The sequence below is a fragment of the Streptomyces sp. NPDC038200 genome, from assembly GCF_055600785.1.
Window position 1 is genome coordinate 141,593 of the sequence record NZ_JBVJYH010000012.1, and the last position, 21,911, is coordinate 163,503.

Here is a 21,911-nt window from a genome sequence, read left to right on the forward strand (position 1 = left end):
GGCGACCCTAGGACGGCGGGGTTTGGCAGCGGTTACGCCGTGGCCTCGGCGGCGCCGGTCACAGACCGAGGCCGGCCCGGTCGGCGGCGGGCAGCCAGACGGGGCCGATCGCTGCGGCCATGTCCCGGACGGAGGCGCCGCTCCCGGCGATGTCCAGCAGCCGTGGCAGGAGCCGGTGCGGCCGGTCCCGGCGCCACACGGCCGACCACGGGTACACAGGGGTGGGGTCCACGAGCGGCACCGTCCGGATCCGCTGCCCGTCGGGCACGCTCATGCCCGCGCCGACGAGCGTCGCCGCACCGGGACTGTCCGCGACGGTGTCCACCAGGTGGTCGAGGCTGAGCGCCGGTCCGCTCGTGTCCAGGTCGAGCGACCAGGCGGCGGCGAAGTCCCGCAGGAACGCGGTCCATTCGGCCACTCCCCCGCCCATGGGCGTGCGCAGCGGAACGCCGGGCAGCTCGGCGAGGCCGACGGACGGCGCCTGGGCGAAGGGGTGGTCGACGCCCACCAGCAGCGCGAGGGGTTCCAGCCGCGTCGGCCGGTAGGCGAACTCGTCCCGCCAGGGGGTGCGCACCGCGTGCACCCGGCCGAACGCCACGTCGATCTCGCCGCGCCGCAGGGCGGGCAGCGCGTTCTCCAGGCCGTGCCGCATGCTCACCTCCAGCGGCGCGTCCCGGTCGGCGTCGATCCAGCGCTGCACGACCTGTATGGGGACCAGGCGCTCGTCGAGGACGTCGACGCGCAGCGGACGGCTGGACGCGGCGACGGCGGCGACGGCCGCGTCCGCGGCGTCCAGGGCGGCGGCTGCCGGGGCGAGGAAGCGGGAGCCCGCCTCCGTCAGTGCGACGCCCTGGCTGGAGCGCTCCAGCAGCCGCATCCCGAGCAGCTCCTCCAGCCTGCGGATGCGCTTGGACAGTGCCTGCTGACTCAGATGGAGGCGTTCGGCCGCCTTGCCGAAGTGCTGCTCATCAGCCGTCGTGATGAATGCCCGCACCTGCGCCATGTCCAGATCCACGCTCTCATCTTCGAAGACTCCCGATGGTTGTCAAACCAGGAGTGATCGTTGTTGGACAGGTCGCGCGCGCCCGGCATTGACTCGACGTGACGAAGATGTCCGTCCGCTTGCTGGGAGAACAGATGTCCACCATGGAGACCGGGCCCGGTCACGGAGGAGGCGCCGCCGCACCGGCCGGACGGTCCGCCCCGTACCCGCGCCGCTGGAAGGCGCTGGCCGTGCTCTCGCTGGTCCAGTTCGTCATCGTCATCGACAACACGGTCGTCAATATCGCCCTGCCCTCCATCGAGGACGATCTGGGGACCTCTCAGGCGGGCCTGGCCTGGGTGGTCAACGGCTATCTGCTGGCCGCGGGCGGTCTGCTCCTCCTGGGCGGCCGGGTGGCCGACCTCGTCGGTCGCAAGCGGCTCTTCGTGCTCGGTACGGCGCTGTTCGCCCTGGCCTCGCTGACCAGCGGTCTGGCCGGGAACTCCGGCGTGCTGATCGTGAGCCGGTTCGCCCAGGGCGTCGGTGAGGCCATGGCGTCGCCGGCCGCGCTGTCGTTGATCGTCCTGATGTTCACCGACGGCAAGGAACGGGCGAAGGCCCTGGGGATGTGGGGCGGTCTGGCCGGCATGGGGGCGACGGTCGGCGTCCTGCTGTCGGGGGTGCTGGTGGATCTGGCCGGCTGGCGCTGGGTCTTCCTGATCAACCTGCCGGTCGCCGCCGTCGCGCTGGCCCTGGCGGCGCGGAACGTGCAGGACGCGCCGGTCAAGGGGGCGCGGCAACGGCTCGACGTCTGGGGTGCCCTGCTGGTCACCGCGGGGCTCGTCGCGATCGTCAACGGTCTGCTCCAGGCGTCGGAGCACCCGTGGAGCAGCGTGCGGGTCTGGGGGTCCCTGGCCGGCGGGCTGGTGCTCGTCGTGCTCTTCGCGCTCGTCGAGGCCAGGGTGCCGGATCCGATGATGCCGCCGCGGTTCTTCGGCGACCGCACCCGGATCACCGCCAACGTGGCCACGGTGTTCCTCACCAGCGCCATGGCCGCGATGTTCTTCCTCGTCACGCTGTACGTGCAGCAGGTCCTCGGCTACTCCCCGCTCCGGTCGGGCCTGGCCTACCTGCCGTTCTGCGCCGCCTTCATCCCCGGGATGATCGTCTCCACGCAGCTGGTGACGAAGGCCGGCGCGAAGACGGCGATCATCGTGGGCTTCGGCGTCAGCGCGGTGGGCATGCTGCTGCTCGCGCGCATCGACGCGCACGGCTCGTTCTGGGGACAGCTCGTGCCCGCGACGGTGGTGCTGTCCTTCGGGCTGGCGATCGGGCTGCCGGCGCTGCAGAACGCGGCGCTGCACCGCCTGTCGGAGGCGGACGCGGGCCTGGGGTCGGGGGTGCAGACGTCGGTGCAGCAGCTGGGCAGCTCGCTCGGCCTCGCGGTGCTGACGACACTCGCCGTCACCCACGCCCACGACGCGCGTGACTCCGGGGGTGCGGCCGGGCAGGCCATGGTGGACGGCTACCGCTTCGCGTTCGTGACCGCGGCCGTGGTGCTCGTCGTCGGCGCGGTCCTGGTGGCGGCCCTGATGCGGTCCGTACGGCAGCCGCAGTCGGCCGGGTCCGCGCCGGTGGGGGCCCCGCCGGCCGGAGCGGAACGGACCTGACGGCCGGTCGCGCACGGCCTGCCTCCGCAGGCGGCCGGACGCGGCCCCGAGCGAGCGGCCGTCCCGCCGGAGGATCCCCCGCCTCCGGCGCGGACGGCCGCTCTCGTGCGTCCCCCGGGCCGGCCCGCACTCGGCCGGTCGGCCCGCACTCAGCCGGTCCGCCCGCACTCAGGGGGTGTCGCGCAGGCGCTCCAGCGCCCGTGCCACCTCGTCGTCGCTCATCCGCTCCACCTGGTCCAGGAGTTCGGCCGCGACCGCCTCGTGGTCGCCGTCCGGACCGTCCGAACCGCAGGGACCGCCCGGACCACCGGTCCCGGCGGCGTTCTCGGCGGCCCGGGCCAGCGCGGCGACACTGCTCGTCTCGAAGATCTGCATCACCGACAGATCGGTGCCGAACTCCTCGTTGACGGCCGCGATCACGTCCACCGCCAGCATCGAGTATCCGCCGAGGGCGAAGAAGTCGGCGTCGCGTTCCAGGACGTCCCGGTCCAGAGCGGCGGACCAGATGCGCGCCACGGCCTGCTCGGCCCCGGTGCGCGGCGCGCCGCCGGTGCCGGACGCCGGCCCGTCCGGGACCGCCGCGGCCGGGGCGTCGGCGGGCGCCGCGTGCCAGGCCGGCAGCGGCCCGGACCGGCCGCACTCCTCGTCCCACAGGTCCGGCAGCGGTGCCTCGGGGCGGTCCAGCGCGGCGCGGAGGATGCCCACGTAGGCGTCGCAGATCCGGTGGGCGCTGCCCGTGTCGATGCGGTCGCTGTCGTACTCGAACCGGCCGGTCAGCCCCTCCGGGGTGTCGTCGAGCACCAGCTCGAAGTCGAAACGGACGGTGTCGTTGGACATGCCCCGGCACGCGGTGCGCACCGAGTCGCCGAGGGGGGTCCAGCCGAGTGTCGCCGGTGTGCCGCCGTAGCTGAAGATCGTCTCGGTGATGGGGTTGGTGCGTCCGCGGCGCGCCGGCCTCAGCTCCTCGACGAGCTTGCCGAACGGCAGGTCCTGGTGCTCGATGGCGCCCAGGACGGCCTCCCTGACCCGGTCGAGGACGGTCGCGAAACAGGCACCGTCGCCGGTGTCCGTACGGATCACGACGGTGTTGGTGAGCGAGCCGAGGACGCGCTCGAAGCCGGAGGTGTCGCGGCAGGCGAGCGGCAGAGCGGTCGCGACGTCGCGACGGCGGGCGAGCCCGGCGAGCAGTGCCTGGTAGGCGGCCAGCAGGACCATGAACGGCGACCCGGAGTGCTTCCGGGCCAGGCCGACGACCCGTCGGCGCAGTTCGGGCGGGACGGTGAAACGGACGGTGCGGCCCGCGGGCAGGGCACCCGCGGGGCTCGGCCGGTCGTAGGCCAGGCGCAGGCCGTCGTAGCCGTCGAGGCGGCGGCGCCAGTAGGCCGTGAGCCGTTCGGTCTCCCCCGGGGTCAGGGTGGCTCGCTGCCAGGCGGCGTAGTCGGTCAGCTGGGGCCCGGGATCGGGCAGTTCGACGTCACGCCCGGCCGCCAGGGCGGCGTACGCGGTGCCGACCTCGTCCAGCAGGACGCTCACCGCACCGCCGTCGGCGATGGTGTGGGAGGCGATCCACACGAGCACATGCCGCTCGCCCCGGGCGTCGAGCCGCAGCAGCTCGAACCGCCACAGCGGCGCGGTGCCCAGGTCGAAGACGGTGCGGGCGAGTGCGAAGCAGCGGGCGTCCGCCGCGGCGCGGGGGTCGTCGTGCCGGGACAGATCGCGCACCGGCAGCTCCACCGGCACCTGTGCCCGGACCACCTGGCGCAGTCCGTCGGGGTGGGGCCGCAGCTCGGTGCGCAGGGCGTCGTGCCGCCGGACGACCGTGCGCAGCGCCGTGTGCAGGTGGTCCGGCTCCAGCGGGCCTTCCAGGTCGAAGCGGAAGGGCACGTTGTAGTTCGGTACGCCGGCCGTCAGCCGGCTGAGGAACCACAGCTGCTCCTGGGTGTGGGTGGCGGGAAAGGGGCCCGCCGGGCGGGCCCGCGGCGCCGGCGGGCCGGCGGGGTGGGCCGGCTTCCCGCTCGTCGGGGGCTGCTCGGCCCGTACGCGCTCGGCGAGGCGGGTCCACTGCTGGGGCGTCAGGCGGCTGAGGGAGTCGTCCATGACCGGCCGAGGCTAGGGCCGCCGGGTTAGCGCCCGGTTACGCCCGGTCTGCGTAACCCTTCCCTAACCTCGGCGGCCTACCGTCCCCGCCTCCTGTATCCGGCGCGGAAAGGGCGGAACGTCGTGCGGGACACCCACTCCCACGAGTCACAGCTCTACGTCCACGAATGTGTGGCGCTGGCAGCCCGCCGCACACCACGGGCCACGGCCGTCGAGCACGCGGGCACGGCCCTGGACTTCGCCGGCCTGGAGGAGTCGGCCAACCGGCTCGCGCAGCACCTGCGGGGGCTGGAGGTACGGCCGGGAGCGCGGGCCGGCCTGTACCTGGGGCGCGGCACGGCGCACCTGATCGCCCAACTCGCCTGCTTCAAACTGGGTGTGGCGGCGGTGCTGATCGATCCCGCGCTTCCCGCGGCCCGGGTGACGTCGATGCTGCGGCACGCGGAGGCGGCCGTCGTCCTGGCGGACGAGCACACGTCGGCCGGCCTGGAGGACGGTACCGAGGCGCCCGTGGTCCTGATGGACGGCGACGCGTGGCGCTCGGCGCCCGCCGAACCGCCCGGGGTGCCGGTGACCGACTCCACCGTCTGCCATGTCGCGTTCACCTCGGGCTCCACGGGCGCCCCCAAGGCCGTGCTGTTCCGGCACGGCGCCCTGCGGATGCTGGTGCACACGCTGATCGAGCAGTGTGCCGTGGAGCCGGGCTCGCGGGGCAGCTGGCTGTGTTCCCCGGGAGCGGGGCTCGTCGAGGTGGACTGCCTGCCGCTGCTCGCCGCCGGCGCGGCGGTGTGCGTGCCGGAACCGCAGGTCGCCGCGGATCCCGGGGCATTGCGGGACTGGCTGGTGGGCGAGCGGGTCACCCACAGCCTCATGATGACCGCGACGGCCGAACGCTGCTGGTCGCTGGACTGGCCGGACGGAACGGCGCTGCGCAATGTGCGGGTGGCGGGCGAGCGCCTGCGCGCGTGGCCGCCGGACACGCTGCCGTTCGAGGTGGTCAACGTCTACGGGTCGTCCGAGGCGACCGTGGTGACCACCTGCAACCTCACGACGGTGAGCCGCACCCTGACGGCGGACGAACGCCTCCACCGCGCCCCGCCGGTGGGCCGCCCCGTGCCCGGTGTGCGCGTCCACGTCCTCGACGCGTCGCTCACGCCGGTCCCGCCCGGGGAACCGGGCGAGCTGTACGTCTCCGGTGCCGGCCTGTCGCTCGGCTACCTCGACCGGCCCGCGACGGACGAGGAGAAGTTCCTGCCCAACCCGCTCCCGGACGACCCGCACCCGGTCCTGTACCGGACGGGTGACGTGGCGCGGCGCTGGCCCGACGGCGAGATCGAGGTCATCGGCCGGGCCGACGACGAGGTCAAGATCCGCGGCTACCGGGTGCATCTGGGCGAGGTCGAGTCGGCCCTGGCCCGCCAGCCGGGCGTGCTCCAGGCCGCGGTGACCACGACCGAACCGGCCGACGGCGAGCGCCGGCTGGCCGGGTACCTCGTCACCGACCCGCAGGCCCCGCCGTTGCCGGCCGAGATCCGCCGGGCGCTGCGCGCGACGCTGCCCGCGTACATGGTCCCGGTGACCCTCACCGTCGTGGACGAGATCCCCGTCGGCCCCGGCGGCAAGGTGGACCGCGCCGCGCTGCCGGCGGCGGGCCGGAGCCGGCCCGGGCTGGACGCGCGCAGGGTCGAGCCGCGCAACGACATGGAACGGCGCCTGGCGGCCCTGTGGTCGCAGGTGCTCGGTCTGGACGACATCGGGGTCCTCGACGGCTTCTTCGACCTGGGCGGCGACTCGCTGAGCGCGCTCCGGCTGCTGACCCGCGCCCAGGAGGAGCTGGGGCTCGACGTGACGCTCCCGGAACTCATGCGCGCCCCGAGCGTCGCCTCGCTGGCGCGGCTCACCGCGGCGCGCGGCGCGGCCGAGGCGACCTCGTCGCTGGCCGAGCTGCCGCCGGTGCGTCCCGACCGGGCCGGCCGGTACGAGCCGTTCCCGCTGACGGAGACGCAGCAGGCGCTGTGGATCGGCCGGGGCGCCGCCGTGGACTTCGGGAACGTGGGCTGCCACGGCTACTTCGAGTGGGAGCGGGACGGGCTGGACGTGCCCCGGTTCGAACGGGCGTGGGCCGAGGTGCTGCGCCGCCACGACATGCTGCGGGCGGTCGTCCTGGCCGACGGCACGCAGCGGGTGCTGCCGCGCGCCGCGGGTCCGCAGGTGCGGGTGCTGGATCTGCGGGACGACCGCGTGGACGCGGCCGGTGAGCGGGTCCAGCGGGTGCGTGAGGAGATGTCGCACCAGGTGCTGGACCCGCACACCGGCCCCCTGTTCGACGTGCGGGTCACGCTGCTGCCCGGCGGCCGGGTGCGTCTGCACATCGGCGTCGATCTGCTGGTCGTCGACGCCTGGAGCCTGTTCCAGGTGCTGTTCCCGGAGCTGATCGAGCTGTACGAGGATCCCGGCGCGGCCCCGCCCGCCCCGGAGATCACCTTCCGCGACTATGTGACGCAGGCGCGCTCGGCGCTGGAGGACACCCCCGCCTACGAGCTTTCCCGCGCCTACTGGCTGGCGCGCGTCCCGGATCTGCCCGCCGCGCCCGACCTGCCCCTGGTCTCCCGGCCGCGGGGCGAGATCCGCTTCGAACGGCGGGCGCACCGGCTCGCTCCCGCGCGCTGGCACCGCCTTCAGGAGCGGGCGCGGCAGCTGGGCGTGACGCCGTCCGGCATCCTCGTGGCGGTCTTCGCCGAGGTCCTGCGGACCTGGAGCAAGAACGACGCGTTCACCGTGAACTTCCCCGTCTTCGACAGGCTGCCGGTGCATCCGGACGTCGACCGGCTGCTCGGTGACTTCACGAACACCCTCCTGGTCGCCGTCGAGAAGACCGACGGGACCTTCGCCGAGCGCGCCCTGGACATCCAGGAGCAGATCTGGACGGATCTGCAGCACCGGCACTTCAACGGGATCCGGGTGCTGCGCGAGTTGCAGCGCCGCCGGCCCACCGCGGGGGCCCGGCCGGCCATGCCGATCGTGGTCACGAGCCTGCTCGGGCATCCACCCCGGCGCCAGGTGTCCGGACTCGGCGAGGAGACGTACGGCATCTCGCAGACGCCGCAGGTGCTGCTCGACTTCCAGATCCGGGAGATCGACAGGACGCTGCACCTGAAGTGGGACTTCCTCGACGCGATGTTCCCGCCCGGTCTCGTCGACGACATGTTCACCGCGTACTGCCGGTTGTTGGAGCGCCTGATCACGGAAGAGGCGCTGTGGCAGGCCGAACGGTTCGACCTCGTGCCGGCCGGGCAGCTCGCCGTACGCGCCGAGGTCAACGACACGGCACGGGAGACCGACGACACGCTGCTGCACGAGATGCTCGCGCGGCGGGCGGCCGAGCGCCCCGACGCCCCCGCGGTCATCACCTCCGGGCGCACGCTGTCCTACGCCGAGCTGCACACCCGCGCGTGTCGCATCGGCCGTCGGCTGCGCGAACTGGGCGCGCGCCCCGACGCGCTGGTGGCGATCGTCGCCGAGAAGGGATGGGAGCAGTACGCCGCGGTGTACGGGGTGCTCGCCTCCGGGGCCGCGTACCTGCCGGTGGACCCGACGGTGCCGCCGCTGAGGCTGCGCGAGCTGCTGGTGAACGGCGAGGTGGAGCTGGTGCTCACGCAGAGCCGACTCGTCGACGCCCTGGCGTGGCCGGACGGCGTCCGGGTCCTGGCCGTGGACCGCGACTTCGACACCGTCGGCGATGCGCCGCTCGCCTCCGTGCAGGGGCCTCGCGACCTGGCGTACGTCATCTACACCTCCGGGTCGACGGGCCGCCCCAAGGGGGTCATGGTCGACCACCGCGGCGTGACCAACATGTTCGGCGACATCAACGAACGTCTCGGGGTCGGGCCGGACGACCGGGTGCTGGCCGTGTCGGGGCTGCACTTCGACGCCTCCGTGTACGACGTCTTCGGCATCATCGCCGCGGGCGGCGCGGCGGTGCTGCCCGATGCCGGTGAGCGGCCCGACCCCGCGCACTGGGTGCGGCTCGTCCGGCAGGAGTCGGTGACGTTCTGGAACTCGGTGCCGGCGCTGGCGCAGATGCTGGTGGAGGCGGCCGAGCAGGTGGCCGGCACCGGCAGCACCGCGCCCGTGCTCGCATCGCTGCGGCTGACGGTGCTGTCGGGCGACTGGATCCCGCTGACCCTCCCGGACCGGATGCGGGCGCTGGCCCCGCGCCTGCGGGTGATGGGCTCGGGCGGGCCGACGGAGACCATCTGCTGGTCGGTGCTCCAGGACGTGGGCGAGATCGACCCGGACTGGACGAGCATCCCGTACGGCAGGCCGATGGCCAACCACCGCTATCACGTGGTGGACGGCAGCCGGCGGGACCGGCCGGTGTGGGTGCCGGGCGAGATGCTGGTGGGCAGTGACGTCGGACTGGCCCATGGGTACTGGCGTGACGAGGAACGCACCCGGGAGCGCTTCTTCCGGCTGCCGTCCACCGGGGAACGCGTCTACGCGACGGGCGACCTGGGGCGCTATCTGCCGGACGGTTCGATCGAGATCCTGGGCCGCGACGACTTCCAGGTCCAGGTCAACGGGTACCGGATCGAACTGGCCGAGGTGGAGCACGCCGCCCGCAGCCATCCCCGGGTCGAGGCGTGCGTGGTCGTCGCGCCGGCCCGGGAGAGCCGGGCCCGCCATCTGGTGGCCTTCGTGGTGGGCGAGGCCGACGGTGACGAGGTGTCCGCGCATCTGCGGGAGCGGCTGCCCGGTTACATGGTTCCGGCGGACGTTCGGATCCTGGATTCCCTGCCGCTCACCGGCAACGGCAAGGTGGACCGGCTCGCCCTGACCGAACAGGCGCGTCGTACGGCCGGACAGGCCGAACCGGACGACACGGACGGCACCCCGCGGGGGCCGCTGGAGGCCCTGGTCGCCGCGGTCTGCGCGGAGGTGCTGGAGCGGCCCGGGGTGAGTGTCCGGGACGACTTCTTCCTCCTCGGCGGCGACTCCCTGACGGGGACGCGGTTCGCGGCCCGGCTCGGCTCGCTGCTGGACGTGCCCCTGTCCGTCCGGGACGTGTTCGACCTGCCGACGTGCGCACAGCTGGCGAAGGGGCTGGCCACGGACGCCGAGTACGGCCCGCGGGTCGTGGCCTTCGCGGAGGCGATGGCCACGATGGCCGCGCAGGACGAGGGACACGGCGACGGACAGGGCGGGACGCGGGACGAGAGGCGGGACGAAAGGCAGAACGAGGGAGGGAACGAGGGACGGAGCGCGGGGCGGGGCTCGCGACAGGACGCGGGATAGGCCCGGGACAGGCCGGGGTGCGTGGCGAGGGGCTGCCGGGCGGTGATCCGGCAGCCCCTCGTCGTCTCGGCCGGCGTCTCGGCGTGCCGGGCGGGCGCGGACGGTCCGCGGTGGTCCCCGCCCTCGCGGTCAGCCCCCGCTCACCGACGTCAGCGTCCGCTCGCCCGGCGCCCGCCGCAGGCTGCGTCCCGCCGACTGCGCGGCCGGCACCAGCCTGCGCATCAGCTCGGCGAGGTCGCTCGTGGGCAGGGCCTGCGCCGCGTCGCACAGCGCGGTGGACGGATCGTGGTGGGTCTCGACGATGATGCCGTCGGCCCCCACGGCGGCCGCGGCGAGCGCGAGGGGCAGTACGCGCCCGCGGGTGCCGGCGGCATGGCTGGGGTCGACGATGACCGGCAGGTGCGTGCGCTCCTTGAGGACGAGGACGGCGGCGAGATCCAGCGTGAAGCGGTACCCGCTCTCGAAGGTGCGGATACCCCGCTCGCACAGCACCACCTGCTCGTTGCCCCCGTCGAGCACGTACTCGGCGGCGAGCAGCCACTCGTCCACGGTGGCGGCCAGGCCGCGCTTGAGGAGAACGGGCATGCGCAACCTGCCGACCTCCCGCAGCAGCGCGTAGTTCTGCATGTTCCGGGCTCCGATCTGGACCATGTCCACCACCTCGGCCACCCGTGCCACGTCCCGTACGTCCACCACCTCGGTGACCAGGGGCAGACCGGTCCGCTCCCGCGCCTCCGCCAGGAGCCCCAGCCCGGCCTCCCCGAGGCCCTGGAACGCGTACGGCGACGTACGGGGCTTGAACGCCCCCGCGCGGATCGCGTGCGCGCCGCCGGCGCGGACCTCCCGGGCCGTGGTCAGCATCTGGTGCCGGTTCTCCACGGAGCACGGGCCGGCGATGACGGTGAAGCCGGGGCCCCCGATCTCCACGTCCGACACCCATACCGGTGTGGTCGGCGCGCGGCCGGCCAGCCGCGCGGCCCGCGGATACCCGGCCGGCAGCGACGCGATCTCCCGGACCTGCGGCAGGCCGTCCAGCACGGCCGCGACACGGTCGCGGTCGCCGGCCAGCGACACCAGGTGCGGCGTGTGCACTCGGAGACCGGATCCCGTGAACTGCACCGCCGACAGCACCTGCTGTCGCTGCGCGGAGGTGCAGGTGTCGTGCAGGACGATGACGATCATCAGGGGTCCTCTCTCTCGGTGCGCGGACGGGCGCGCCGCGTACGGGTCTCAGTCGCCGTGCAGTCGCGTGAGCCGCGCGGCACAGCGGCGCAGCAGTTCCTGGGCGGTGCGCACGTGGTGCCGGCCGCTCGGGCAGTGCGCCTCCAGGACCAGCCGCCCGGAGGGCACGGGGCGCGCGGTGAGCAGCAGGGCGAAGCGAGTGGTGCGGTACTCGGGCTCGACGAACGACGTCTCCAGTCCGGCGAACCGAGGGGCCGTGCCGGTGGCCGCCCGCCCGTCCTGGTCGTCGTACACGAACATCACGTCCGCCAGCGGGGCGGGCCGGTCGTACTCCTCCGGCAGGACCCGGCGCACCACGTGCTCGAAGGGCAGCCGGGCGTTCGCCAGGGCCTGCCGGACACAGGCACGGCCGCGCCGGGCGAGTTCCCGGTCGTCGGGAGCGCCGCCCACGTCGACGCGGAGCACCACCCGGTTCACGAAGCAGCCGACGACCTGGTGGGTGTCCGGTGTGTCGCGGCCGGACACCGACGAGGCCACGGCGATGTCGGTGCGCCCGGTCAGTGTGCCGAGTACGTCCGCCACGAGGGCGTACAGGGTCATGAAGGGGGTGGCTCCGGCGCGTCGGCCGAGGTCGCGCACCGCCGCCATGACGCCGGCCGGGAGTTCGGCCCGCCGTGTGACGGACCGGAAGCCGTCGGCGCTATCGCCGGGCCCGGCGGGCAGGATCCGCGGAGGGAGGCCGGCGAGAGTCCGGACCCAGTGGTGCGCCTGCCGCTCGGCCTCCGCACCGGCGAGCCAGCGCCGCTGCCGGGCCGCGTGCTCGGCGAAGGGGACGGGACGGGGGGCGGGCGCGGATCCGTTGTAGTGGGCCGCGAGGTCGTCGAGGAAGAGACGCATCGACCAGGCGTCGTTGGCGATCGCGTGGATGTCCACGACCAGGACGTGGCGGTCCGGGCCGAGACGCAGGAGCGTGGTGTCCACGGGTGCCTGCCGTGCCAGGTCCCTGCCGCGCCGGTTGATCCGCTCGATCTCCCGCTGCACACCGTCGGGCCCGTCGGGGACCTCCACCGGGCGGGGGCCGCGGGCGGGCGCCGTGCCGCGCAGCTGCCACAGCTCGCCGTCCTGCCGGCGGAAGGTGGAGGTGAGCAGGTCGTGCCGGTCCAGTACGGAACGGACGGCCCGGCCCAGGGCGTCGGTGTCCAGCGGCCCGCACAGCGAGAGGGCCCACGGCCACAGATAGCGGGGGTCCGCGGGATCCGCCTGGTTGAGCCGCCAGTAGCGCTCCTGCGCCGGGGTCGTGGGGGCGCGGTCCGGCCGTCGCCCGGCCACGAGGGCGTCCATCAGGGCCCTGCGGTCGGGCGAGAGCGCCTGGATGCGCGAGCGGGCGTCGGCCACCGGGATCAGCTCCTCGTACGCGAGCGACTCAGCGTGCGGGCACGTGGTTTGGGCGCGGTTATGCCTCGACGTATGCCTCCCGGCGGACACCGCCGCGCACCGGGCGGGGCCGGGCGGGCCGGTGGGCGCGCGGACCGGAGGACGAGGGGCCCGGTGGGCGAGAGGGCCGGTGGACGGGCGGACCCGTGGGCGCGCGGACCGGAGGACGAGGGGCCCGGTGGGCGAGAGGGCCGGTGGGCGAGAGGGCCGGTGGGCGAGAGGGCCGGTGGGCGGCTGGAGCGGTCGGCGGGCGGGCCGGTGGGCGGCGTAACTTGCGGCTAACCGCCCGCGCGTAGCGTCCGGGTCGTCTTGGAGCCGACTGGCCGCGCCGGACGCCGTGGCCCGGGAGGATGTCATGTCGCAGCGCAGCGGCACCTGGCTGTTGCGGGAACCGTCGGCCGATGCGGAGGCCCGGCTCTTCGTCCTGCCCTACAGCGGCGTCGGCGCCTCGGTGTTCCGGCACTGGCCCGAGCGGTTCGGGCCGCTGGAGGTGTGCCCGGTGCAGCCGCCCGGCCGGGAGAACCGGCTCGGCCACCCCCCGTGCGAGACCTTCGAGCAGTTCGGCGCGGACTGCGCGCGCGCACTGCTGCCCCACACCGACCGGCCCTACGCCGTGTTCGGGCACTGCATGGGCGCCTTGCTGGCCCATGCGCTGGTCACCGCGCTGGCCACCGAGGGGGCCCCCGCTCCCCGGCGGCTCTACGTGTCGTCGTCACGAGTGCCGCACTGGCCGCCGGAGCGCCGCTACCGGATGCCCGCCCCCGGCGCCACCGGGATCTACCACCCGTCGATGACGGACGACCAGCTGCGCGAACAGGTGCAGCGGGTCTCCCGTCTGCTGGGGCAGGGAGACCTGCACCCCGCACTGGTCCCGATGGCACTGCGTGTGCTCAGGGCGGATCTGCGGATGTGCTTCGGATACCGCCCCGCGGCGGCGGCGCCGGTCGACTGCCCGGTGACGGCCATCAGCTGGCAGGACGACAGCGACGTGCGCCCCGAGGAGATGACGTACTGGTCCGCGTGCGGCCCGCTCGGCTCGCACACCCTGCCCGGCGGCAAGTGGACGGTCCTCGACGCCACGGCGCCGCTGGCCGAGGTCATCGAGCGGGACTTCCGGCGCCAGGAGCCCGACGTGCAGCGGAGGATGAGGGTATGAGCCCCCTGGTACAACCCGGTGGCAGCGTGGAGATACGAGGGCTGTGCACCGAGCCCGCCGAGATCGAGCGGGCACTGCGCGAGCATCCCGCGGTCGCCAGGGCGGCGGTCCGCGCCACGGACGGCGAGCCCCGGCGGCTGATCGCCTTCGTGGCCCCCTCCGGCGAGACGCTGTCCCTGCGGGAGCTGCGGGAGCACCTGGCCGACGCGAAGCTCGTACCGGACCGGGAGGAGACGGCGGGCGTCCCCGAGTTCGTGGCCATGACGGGACGGGGACACGAGTCGGACGCCGCCTGGACCGCGGACGGCCTCGCCCGCGCCCTGGCGGACCTGACCCGCAAGCGGGCGCCCCACACGGCACCCGCCGGTGCCACCGAGCGCTACCTCGCACAGGTCTGGGAGGACCTGCTCGCCGTCGACGCCATCGGTCTCGACGACGACTTCTTCTCGCTCGGCGGCCACTCGCTGCTCGCCGTGCGGGTGCGGATACGGCTGCAACGGGACCTGGGGCTGGAGGTGGCGCCGGAGGTGCTGTTCGAGAACAGCGTGCTGCGGGACCAGGCCGACGCGGTGGACCGGGCGCGCTCCGGCGAGTCCGCGCACTGAGGCGCGGGAGCGAGCCGCGCTCAGGCGGAAGGCCCCCGCACGGAGACGGAGGAGAGGAGAAGACTGATGCCGGGGTCCCGCCCCATCGTGTCGCCCGACGAGATCGACCGTCTCGACTTCACCGACCGGGTCCTGCACTCGACACGTGACCTCACCGAGGTCTGGCGTCACCTGCGCACGCACGAACCGGTCCGCCGTCAGCCGCCGCACAACGGGCTGCCCGGCTACTGGATGCTGACGAAGCATCAGGACGTGAGTGCCGTCTACCGCGACGGCACGCACTTCACCTCCGAACGCGGCAACGTGCTCGACGCACTGCGCGGGGGCGGGGACTCGGCGGGGCGCCGCATGCTGTCGCTGACCGACGGGGTCCGGCACGGCGAGGTGCGCCAGCTGCTCACCAAGACCTTCTCCCGGCGCGGGCTGGAGGTGCTGGGGGTGCGCATCCGCGCGATGGCCCGGCAGCTGATCGGGCAGGCGCTGGAGCGCGGCACCTGCGACTTCGCCACGGACGTGGCGAAGGAGATCCCGCTGGCCGCGATCTGCGACCTGCTCGGCGTCCCGCACCGGGACCGCGAGCGCATCTTCGCCCTCACCTCGACCATGGTCGCCTCCGAGACCCCCGTCCTCACCCATGCCGACGCCTGGCGGGCCAAGAACGAGGTCCTGTACTACTTCGCCAACCTCTCCGAGGGGCGGCGGACCGCGCCCGCCGAGGACATCGTCACCCTGCTCACCTCGGCCCGGGTCAACGGCAGCGGCCTCACCGACGACGAGATCGTCTTCAACTGCTACAGCCTGATCCTCGGCGGCGGCGAGACCACGCGGATGGCCATCGGCGGAGCCGTGCTCGCCTTCCTCGAACATCCCGGCCAGTGGCGGGCGTGGCAGCGCGGCGAGGTCGCGGTGGAGACGGCCGTCGACGAGGTGCTGCGCTGGACGACCCCGTCCATGCACATGGCGCGCACCGCCGTCCGCGAGGTCACCGTCGGCGGCACGGACATCGCGGCCGGCGACATCGTCACCCTCTGGAACGTGTCGGCCAACCGTGACGAGACGGTCTTCGACCGACCCGACGACTTCCGCCTGTCACGCACTCCGAACAAGCACGTCACCCTCGGCGGGGGCACGCACTTCTGCCTCGGTTCCCATCTCGCGCGCCTCGAGATCGGGGCGGTCCTCGAATCCCTGCGCGAACTGGTCGCCGACCTGGAACCGGCCGCTGAACCGGCCCGGATCTACTCCAACTTCCTCGGCGGAGTCTGCAGCGTTCCGGTGGCCCTGAAGGGCCGCTGACCCGCTCACGAACACGCGGCGACCTGCCCGCCCCGGGCGCGGCGCCCCGCTCTCCGTCCCGCCCCACGGCCCGCGGTCACCGCGCCCCGCACCGCGGTGACCGCGGGCCGTGGCGCCTCGGACCGGGGGCGGGGGTAGCCGTTCTGCCCGGGGGTTATCCCCCGGCGACCGGTGGGGCGGGCCTCGTGCGCAGACGGTGGCTGGCAGGCTTCTGCGGCCGTGCGGCCGGCAGCAGACTTTCCGGCATGACGCTCTCCCCCGACGCCTCCGTCGCACTCCGCCGCTCCGCCGCCGACGCGGGCACGCCGAGAGCCGGTGCCGGCAGTGACTTCGCCGAACTGTCCCGGCGCATCGCCGCGGCCGGACTGCTGAAACGGCGTCCCGGCTACTACACGGCGCGGCTCGCTCTCGTGCTCGGGGCGTTCGCCGCCGGCTGGGGAGCCTTCTTCGCGCTCGGCGACACCTGGTGGCAGCTGGCCGTGGCCGCCTTTCTGGCCCTGGTGTTCGGACAGGTCGCTCTGGTGGCGCACGACCTGGCCCACCGGCAGGTCTTCCGGCGGCGCCGGCACGGCGACATCGGCGGACGGCTGTTCGGCAATCTCGGGATCGGCATGAGCTACGGGTGGTGGATGAACAAGCACACCCGCCACCACGCCCATCCCAACCACGAGGAACTCGACCCCGATGTCGCCCCGGACATCCTGGTGTGGTCCACCGGACAGGCTCGCGCCAGCCGGGGCCTCGCCCGGCTGCTCGGCGGTCACCAGGCGCTGCTGTTCTTCCCGTTGCTGACCCTGGAAGGCTTCAACCTGCACGTCGCGAGTCTGCGGGCGCTGCGCTCACCGTCCATGAGGAACCGGCCGCTGGAGGGCGCTCTGCTCCTGCTGCACATCGCCGCTCTTCTCACCGCCCTGTTCCTGGTGCTCTCGCCGGGCAAGGCGGTGGCGTTCCTCGCGGTGAACCAGTGCCTCTTCGGCGTCTACCTGGGCTGCACGTTCGCTCCCAACCACAAGGGCATGCCGACGATCACCGGGGAACAGCGGCTCGACTTCCTGCGGCGCCAGGTCCTGACGTCGCGCAACGTGCGCGGCGGCTGGTTCACCGACGTGATGCTGGGCGGGCTCAACCACCAGATAGAGCACCACCTGTTCCCGAGCATGCCCTCGGTCCATCTGCGCCGGGCGCGGGTGATCGTGCGGCGGTACTGCGCCGAGATCGGGGTGCCGTACCACGAGACCGGACTGATCCAGTCCTACCGGGAGGCCCTGACCCACCTGCACCGGGTGGGGGAGCCGATCAGGCAGCGGCGCAGGGCCTGAACAGCCGTGGTGTCGCGGGGCGGCCCCGGTCGCGGTCGGCCCCCGAGCACACATCCCCTCCACGCGCGGAGCCGCGTGGAGGGGATGCGTGATCGAGGAAGGAGCACCGGCACGTGGGCGCCCGGCGCGTCAGCTCGTCGGGGACGTGGCCCGGCGCGGCAGCTTCCAGTTGGGGCGCGGGAAGTGGCAGGTGTAGCCGTTCGGGTAGTGCTCCAGGTAGTCCTGGTGCTCCGGCTCCGCCTCCCAGAAGTCGCCGACGGGCTCGACCTCGGTGACCACCTTGCCCGGCCACAGGCCGCTCGCCTCGACATCCGCGATGGTGTCCTGGGCGACGCGGTGCTGCTCTTCGTCGGTGTAGAAGATGGCGGACCGGTAGCTGCGCCCGATGTCGTTGCCCTGCCGGTCCCTGGTCGTCGGGTCGTGGATCTGGAAGAAGAACTCCAGGATGTCGCGGTAGCTCGTGACCGAGGGATCGAAGAGGATCTCGATGGCCTCGGCATGGTCGCCGTGGTTGCGGTAGGTGGCGTTCGGAGTGTCACCGCCGCTGTACCCGACGCGGGTGGACACCACGCCCGGCTGCTTGCGGATCAGGTCCTGCATGCCCCAGAAACAACCGCCCGCCAGTACGGCTCGCTCGGTTTCCGATGTCATCGGTTGCTCCCTCGTGTTCGGGCCACTGTCCGGTGCGGTCGTGGACGTACGGTTCTCACGTTCATGCAGCGTATTACCACCTTCGAGTATTCCTCGGGCGGGCCGTGAGCGCTGAGCGGGCACCCGGTCGCCTTGCGTGACGAAGCGCTCGCGGACACCGCCCCGGGCCCGGCTCTTGACTCCGGGGGCGGCGCTGGCGATCCTCTTTGCGCGCAGTTTGCGTAGACATGACAAATCGGTATGCGCGCGTGTCCTCGGGCCCTGACCTCCCACCCGGTCGGCCGCGCATCCCGCCGACCGAGGGACGTGGGCCGTGACCATGACCAGACGCCCGTACCGCAGACGCGAAGACGTCGCCGTAGTGTCGCTGCTCCTCCTCGTACTGGCCGTCCTCCTCGGCCCCACCCCGAGTTCGGCGGCCGGCAACGAGTGGTGGGTCCCGGCCGGGCGGCCGACGCCGGACTCCGGGATCGGAGTCACCGGTGAGCCGTTCACCGGCACCGACGCCCAGGGCCGGGTGCGCGGGTTCGTCGACGCCCACGACCACCTGTTCTCCAACGAGGCCTTCGGCGGCCGGCTCATCTGCGGCAAGGTCTTCTCCGAGGCCGGGATCGCCGACGCGCTCAAGGACTGTCCCGAGCACTACCCCGACGGCTCGCTGGCCGTCTTCGACTTCATCACCAAGGGCGGTGACGGCAGACACGACCCGGTCGGCTGGCCCACGTTCAAGGACTGGCCCGCGCACGACTCGCTGACCCACCAGCAGAACTACTACGCGTGGGTGGAGCGGGCCTGGCGCGGCGGCCAGCGGGTGCTGGTCAACGACCTCGTCACCAACGGCGTGATCTGCTCGGTGTACTTCTTCAAGGACCGCAGCTGCGACGAGATGACGTCCATCCGGCTGCAGGCGAAGCTGACGTACGACCTCCAGGCCTACGTCGACAAGATGTACGGGGGCACCGGGAAGGGCTGGTTCCGGGTCGTCACCGACAGCGCACAGGCCCGTGAGGTCATCGCGCAGGGGAAGCTGGCGGTCGTCCTGGGAGTGGAGACCTCCGAGCCTTTCGGCTGCAAGCAGATCCTGGACGTCCCGCAGTGCGACCGGAAGGACATCGACGCCGGCCTGGACGAGCTGTACGCGCTCGGCGTGCGCAGCATGTTCCTGTGCCACAAGTTCGACAACGCGCTGTGCGGGGTGCGCTTCGACTCGGGCGGGCTCGGAACGGCCATCAACGTGGGGCAGTTCCTGTCGACCGGCACCTTCTGGAAGACGGAGAAGTGCGCGGGTCCGCAGCACGACAACCCCATCGGCTCGGCCGCCGCGCCCGGGGCCGAGGCGAAACTCCCGGCCGGCGTGCGCGTCCCGTCGTACGACGCGGACGCGCAGTGCAACGTCCGCGGCCTCACCGACCTCGGCGAGTACGCCGTACGCGGCATGATGAAACGCAAGATGATGCTGGAGATCGACCACATGAGCGTCAAGGCCGTCGGCCGCGCACTCGACATGTTCGAGTCCGACTCCTACCCCGGCGTGATCTCCTCGCACAGCTGGATGGACATGAACTGGACCGAACGGGTCTACGGTCTGGGCGGCTTCGTCGCCCAGTACATGAACGGCTCGGAAGGGTTCGTGGCCGAGGCGGGGCGCACCAAGGCGCTGCGGGACAAGTACGACGTCGGCTACGGCTACGGCACCGACATGAACGGTGTCGGCGGCTGGCCGGGCCCCCGGGGCGCGGACGCCCCCCACAAGGTGGTCTACCCCTTCCGCAGCGTCGACGGGGGCTCCGTCATCGACCGGCAGACCACCGGCGCACGCACCTGGGACCTGAACACCGACGGAGCCGCGCACTACGGCCTCGTCCCGGACTGGATCGAGGACATCCGGCTCGCCGGCGGCCAGGGCGTGGTGAACGACCTCTTCCGGGGCGCCGAGTCCTACCTGCACACCTGGGGCGCGACCGAGCGGCACCAGGCCGAGGCCGACCTCGCCGACGGCGCGTCGGCCGAGGCCAGTTCGGCGGAGTGGTGGAACCCGTTCACCGGCTACGCGCCGGGCCGCGCCGTCGACGGCACGCGGGACACCCGCTGGGCCAGCGAGTGGAGCGACGACCAGTGGCTGCGGATCGATCTGGGCTCCACCCACCGGGTCGGCCGGGTCACGCTCGACTGGGAGCGCGCGTACGGGAAGTCGTACGGCATCCAGCTCTCGACGGACGGTGCGAACTGGAAGACGGTCTGGTCGACCACCACGGGCGACGGCGGTCTCGACACCGCGCGGTTCACCGGCACACCGGCGCGCTACGTCCGTGTCACGGGCACACAGCGGGGCACCCCGTGGGGGTACTCGCTGTACGAGGTCGGGGTGCACAGCGGCTGACGCACGAGCCCGGCGGCGCCGCCGTGACACACGGCCGCACCGCCGGGCTGCGGTGTCCTCGCGGACCTACTCGGTGATCTTCAGCAGCTTGTTGGGCGTGCCGCTGCCCGGGTTGCCGATCTTGTCGGCGGTGGCACCACCGGTCAGCGCGGACGCGACCTGAGCGGGCGTGGCGTCCGGGTGCCCGGCCAGGTAGACGGCGGCTGCTCCGGTGACGTGGGGGGTGGCCATGGAGGTGCCGGAGATCGTCTTGGTCCCCTGGTCGCTGTCGTTCCAGTCGGAGGTGATGTCCGAACCCGGCGCGTACAGGTCCACGAGCTTGCCGAAGTTGGAGAAGTCCGACTGGGCGTCGTCCTTGGTGCTGGAGGCGACGGTGAGGGCCTCGGGGACACGGGCCGGCGAACTCTGCCCCGCGTCCGCCGACTCGTTGCCGGCGGCGACCGCGAAGGTGACGCCCGAGGCGATGGCCTTCTTGACCGCCTCGTCCAGAGCGGGGTCGGCACCTCCGCCGAGGCTCATGTTGGCCACCGAGGGACCCTTGTGGTTCTTGGTCACCCAGTCGATGCCCGCGACGACCTGCTCGGTGGTGCCGGAGCCGTTGTCGTCGAGGACTCTGACCGCGACGATCTCGGCCTTCTTGGCCACCCCGTGAGCGGTGCCGGCTATGGTGCCCGCCACATGTGTGCCGTGGCCGTTGCCGTCGTCGGCGCTGTTGTCGTTGTCGACGGCGTCGAACCCGTAACTGGCGCGGCCTTCGAAGTCCTTGTGGCTGATGCGTACGCCGGTGTCGACGACGTACGCCGTGACCCCTCCCCCGGCCTTGTCCGGGTAGGTGTACGCGCCGTCGCCGGCCGTGTCCTTCTGGTCGATGCGGTCCAGGCCCCAGGACGGCGGCTTGTCCTGGGTGGCGTCGATGTGGAACTTCTTGTTCTGGACGACCGTGGCCACCGCCGGGTCCGCGGCGAGGCGCTTGGCCTCGGTCTCGGTGAGGCTGCCGGCGGAGAAGCCGTTCACCGCCGAGCCGAAGGTGCGGCTCAGCTCGCCGCCGTACTCGGTGGCCAGCTCCCGCTTCTCGGCCTGGGACGCCTTCTGGTCGAGAAGGACGATGTAGCTGCCGGCCACGGCTCCTTCGGCGTTCAGACCGTAGACCGTGCCTTGCGCCGGCTGTCCCGCCCGGGCGAGGGGGGACACGTACAGGGCGGTGCCGACGACGGTTGCGACGGCCGCGACCGCGGTGACGGTCCTGGCCTTGCCTGTGCGTTTGTGATGCGCCGTCAAGAGGGGTCTCCTCGTGGAGTGGGGGGATGTGTGTGCGAACGGCAGCGCTGCGCGTGCTCTGGAGAGTGCCGACTTGTCGCGAGCAGATCAATGCCTTGATGTGCCCCTGACAGCTTGTGGCGGAACGATCTCCACAGGATTCACGCACATCTGAAGCAACCCAAGCGCAAACGTGCAGCGCGTCACGCTGGTTGAATCACCAAGGAAAGGTCAAGAAGGAACCGTGCCGATTTCTTCACCCTCTGCGCACGTGCGGCCGGTTCGAGCGTCGTCCCGCCCCCGTGCGCCGCCCTCCCCCGTGTCGTCCCGCGATGCGGTTCCCGGCCGCCAGGTACGGGAATCCGGAAGCAGCACACCGGTGACGGCACGCCGTGCACGGGCTCCGGCCGCTCACCCAGGCGATCAGGGGCACCACCGCCACCTGCGCATTCACCAGCGTGGTCGACCGCCCTGCCCCCTCGCCTCCCCGATCGCCGTGCCCGGGACCCGCCCCCGGGCATCCCACGCCCCTCGGCCGGTACCGGGGCCGGTGTCCGCCGCGCCGCCCGGGTACCCGGGTGCGGAGC

At 73.0% G+C, this 21,911-nt stretch carries 13 protein-coding genes; 7 read left to right on the forward strand and 6 right to left on the reverse strand.

The window, feature by feature from the left end:
* Positions 1–58: 58 nt before the first annotated feature.
* Positions 59–1,015: a LysR family transcriptional regulator gene (locus tag ACZ7KF_RS24345; RefSeq protein WP_471078730.1), complete on the reverse strand. Its 957-nt coding sequence runs from the start codon at positions 1,013–1,015 to the stop codon at positions 59–61.
* Positions 1,016–1,137: 122 nt separating this feature from the next.
* Between ACZ7KF_RS24345 and ACZ7KF_RS24350 the strand changes: the two genes are divergently transcribed.
* Entirely contained in the window at positions 1,138–2,652 is a 1,515-nt protein-coding gene (locus ACZ7KF_RS24350; RefSeq protein ID WP_471078733.1) for an MFS transporter, read from the forward strand.
* 168 nt (positions 2,653–2,820) lie between these two features.
* Here the strand turns inward: ACZ7KF_RS24350 and ACZ7KF_RS24355 are convergent, their stop codons facing one another.
* A complete protein-coding gene (locus ACZ7KF_RS24355; protein WP_471078736.1) occupies positions 2,821–4,749 on the reverse strand; it encodes a condensation domain-containing protein in 1,929 nt (642 codons plus the stop codon).
* Between the two features lie 123 nt (positions 4,750–4,872).
* Here ACZ7KF_RS24355 and ACZ7KF_RS24360 point away from each other — a divergent pair, with 123 nt between their 5' ends.
* Entirely contained in the window at positions 4,873–10,044 is a 5,172-nt protein-coding gene (locus ACZ7KF_RS24360) for an amino acid adenylation domain-containing protein (RefSeq protein ID WP_471078739.1), read from the forward strand.
* 129 nt (positions 10,045–10,173) lie between these two features.
* On the opposite strand, the gene aroF is transcribed toward ACZ7KF_RS24360, so the two are convergent.
* Positions 10,174–11,226, reverse strand: coding sequence for a 3-deoxy-7-phosphoheptulonate synthase (gene aroF / locus ACZ7KF_RS24365; protein WP_471078742.1), 1,053 nt, complete (start codon positions 11,224–11,226; stop codon positions 10,174–10,176).
* Positions 11,227–11,274: 48 nt separating this feature from the next.
* Positions 11,275–12,621, reverse strand: coding sequence for a condensation domain-containing protein (locus ACZ7KF_RS24370; RefSeq protein ID WP_471078745.1), 1,347 nt, complete (start codon positions 12,619–12,621; stop codon positions 11,275–11,277).
* Positions 12,622–13,015: 394 nt separating this feature from the next.
* Here ACZ7KF_RS24370 and ACZ7KF_RS24375 point away from each other — a divergent pair, with 394 nt between their 5' ends.
* The 4 genes from ACZ7KF_RS24375 (at position 13,016) to ACZ7KF_RS24390 (ending at position 17,036) form a co-directional block, all read left to right on the forward strand.
* A complete protein-coding gene (locus tag ACZ7KF_RS24375) occupies positions 13,016–13,816 on the forward strand; it encodes a thioesterase II family protein (RefSeq protein ID WP_471078747.1) in 801 nt (266 codons plus the stop codon).
* Positions 13,813–14,421, forward strand: coding sequence for a phosphopantetheine-binding protein (locus ACZ7KF_RS24380; protein ID WP_471078750.1), 609 nt, complete (start codon positions 13,813–13,815; stop codon positions 14,419–14,421). The genes ACZ7KF_RS24375 and ACZ7KF_RS24380 overlap by 4 nt, the downstream gene beginning before the upstream one ends.
* A gap of 66 nt (positions 14,422–14,487) precedes the next feature.
* Positions 14,488–15,717, forward strand: a complete 1,230-nt coding sequence (locus tag ACZ7KF_RS24385; protein WP_471078753.1) for a cytochrome P450 — start codon at positions 14,488–14,490, stop codon at positions 15,715–15,717.
* Between the two features lie 245 nt (positions 15,718–15,962).
* Complete coding sequence (locus tag ACZ7KF_RS24390; protein ID WP_471078756.1) at positions 15,963–17,036, forward strand: fatty acid desaturase family protein; 1,074 nt, start codon at positions 15,963–15,965, stop codon at positions 17,034–17,036.
* A 129-nt stretch (positions 17,037–17,165) separates the two neighbouring features.
* Here the strand turns inward: ACZ7KF_RS24390 and msrA are convergent, their stop codons facing one another.
* Positions 17,166–17,687 carry a peptide-methionine (S)-S-oxide reductase MsrA gene (msrA, locus tag ACZ7KF_RS24395; RefSeq protein WP_471078759.1) on the reverse strand — a complete coding sequence of 174 codons (522 nt, stop codon included), beginning with the start codon at positions 17,685–17,687 and terminating at the stop codon, positions 17,166–17,168.
* Positions 17,688–18,006: 319 nt separating this feature from the next.
* Here msrA and ACZ7KF_RS24400 point away from each other — a divergent pair, with 319 nt between their 5' ends.
* Positions 18,007–20,067 carry a galactose-binding domain-containing protein gene (locus ACZ7KF_RS24400; RefSeq protein ID WP_471079024.1) on the forward strand — a complete coding sequence of 687 codons (2,061 nt, stop codon included), beginning with the start codon at positions 18,007–18,009 and terminating at the stop codon, positions 20,065–20,067.
* 66 nt (positions 20,068–20,133) lie between these two features.
* Here the strand turns inward: ACZ7KF_RS24400 and ACZ7KF_RS24405 are convergent, their stop codons facing one another.
* Entirely contained in the window at positions 20,134–21,345 is a 1,212-nt protein-coding gene (locus ACZ7KF_RS24405) for a S8 family peptidase (RefSeq protein ID WP_471078762.1), read from the reverse strand.
* Positions 21,346–21,911 lie beyond the last annotated feature (566 nt).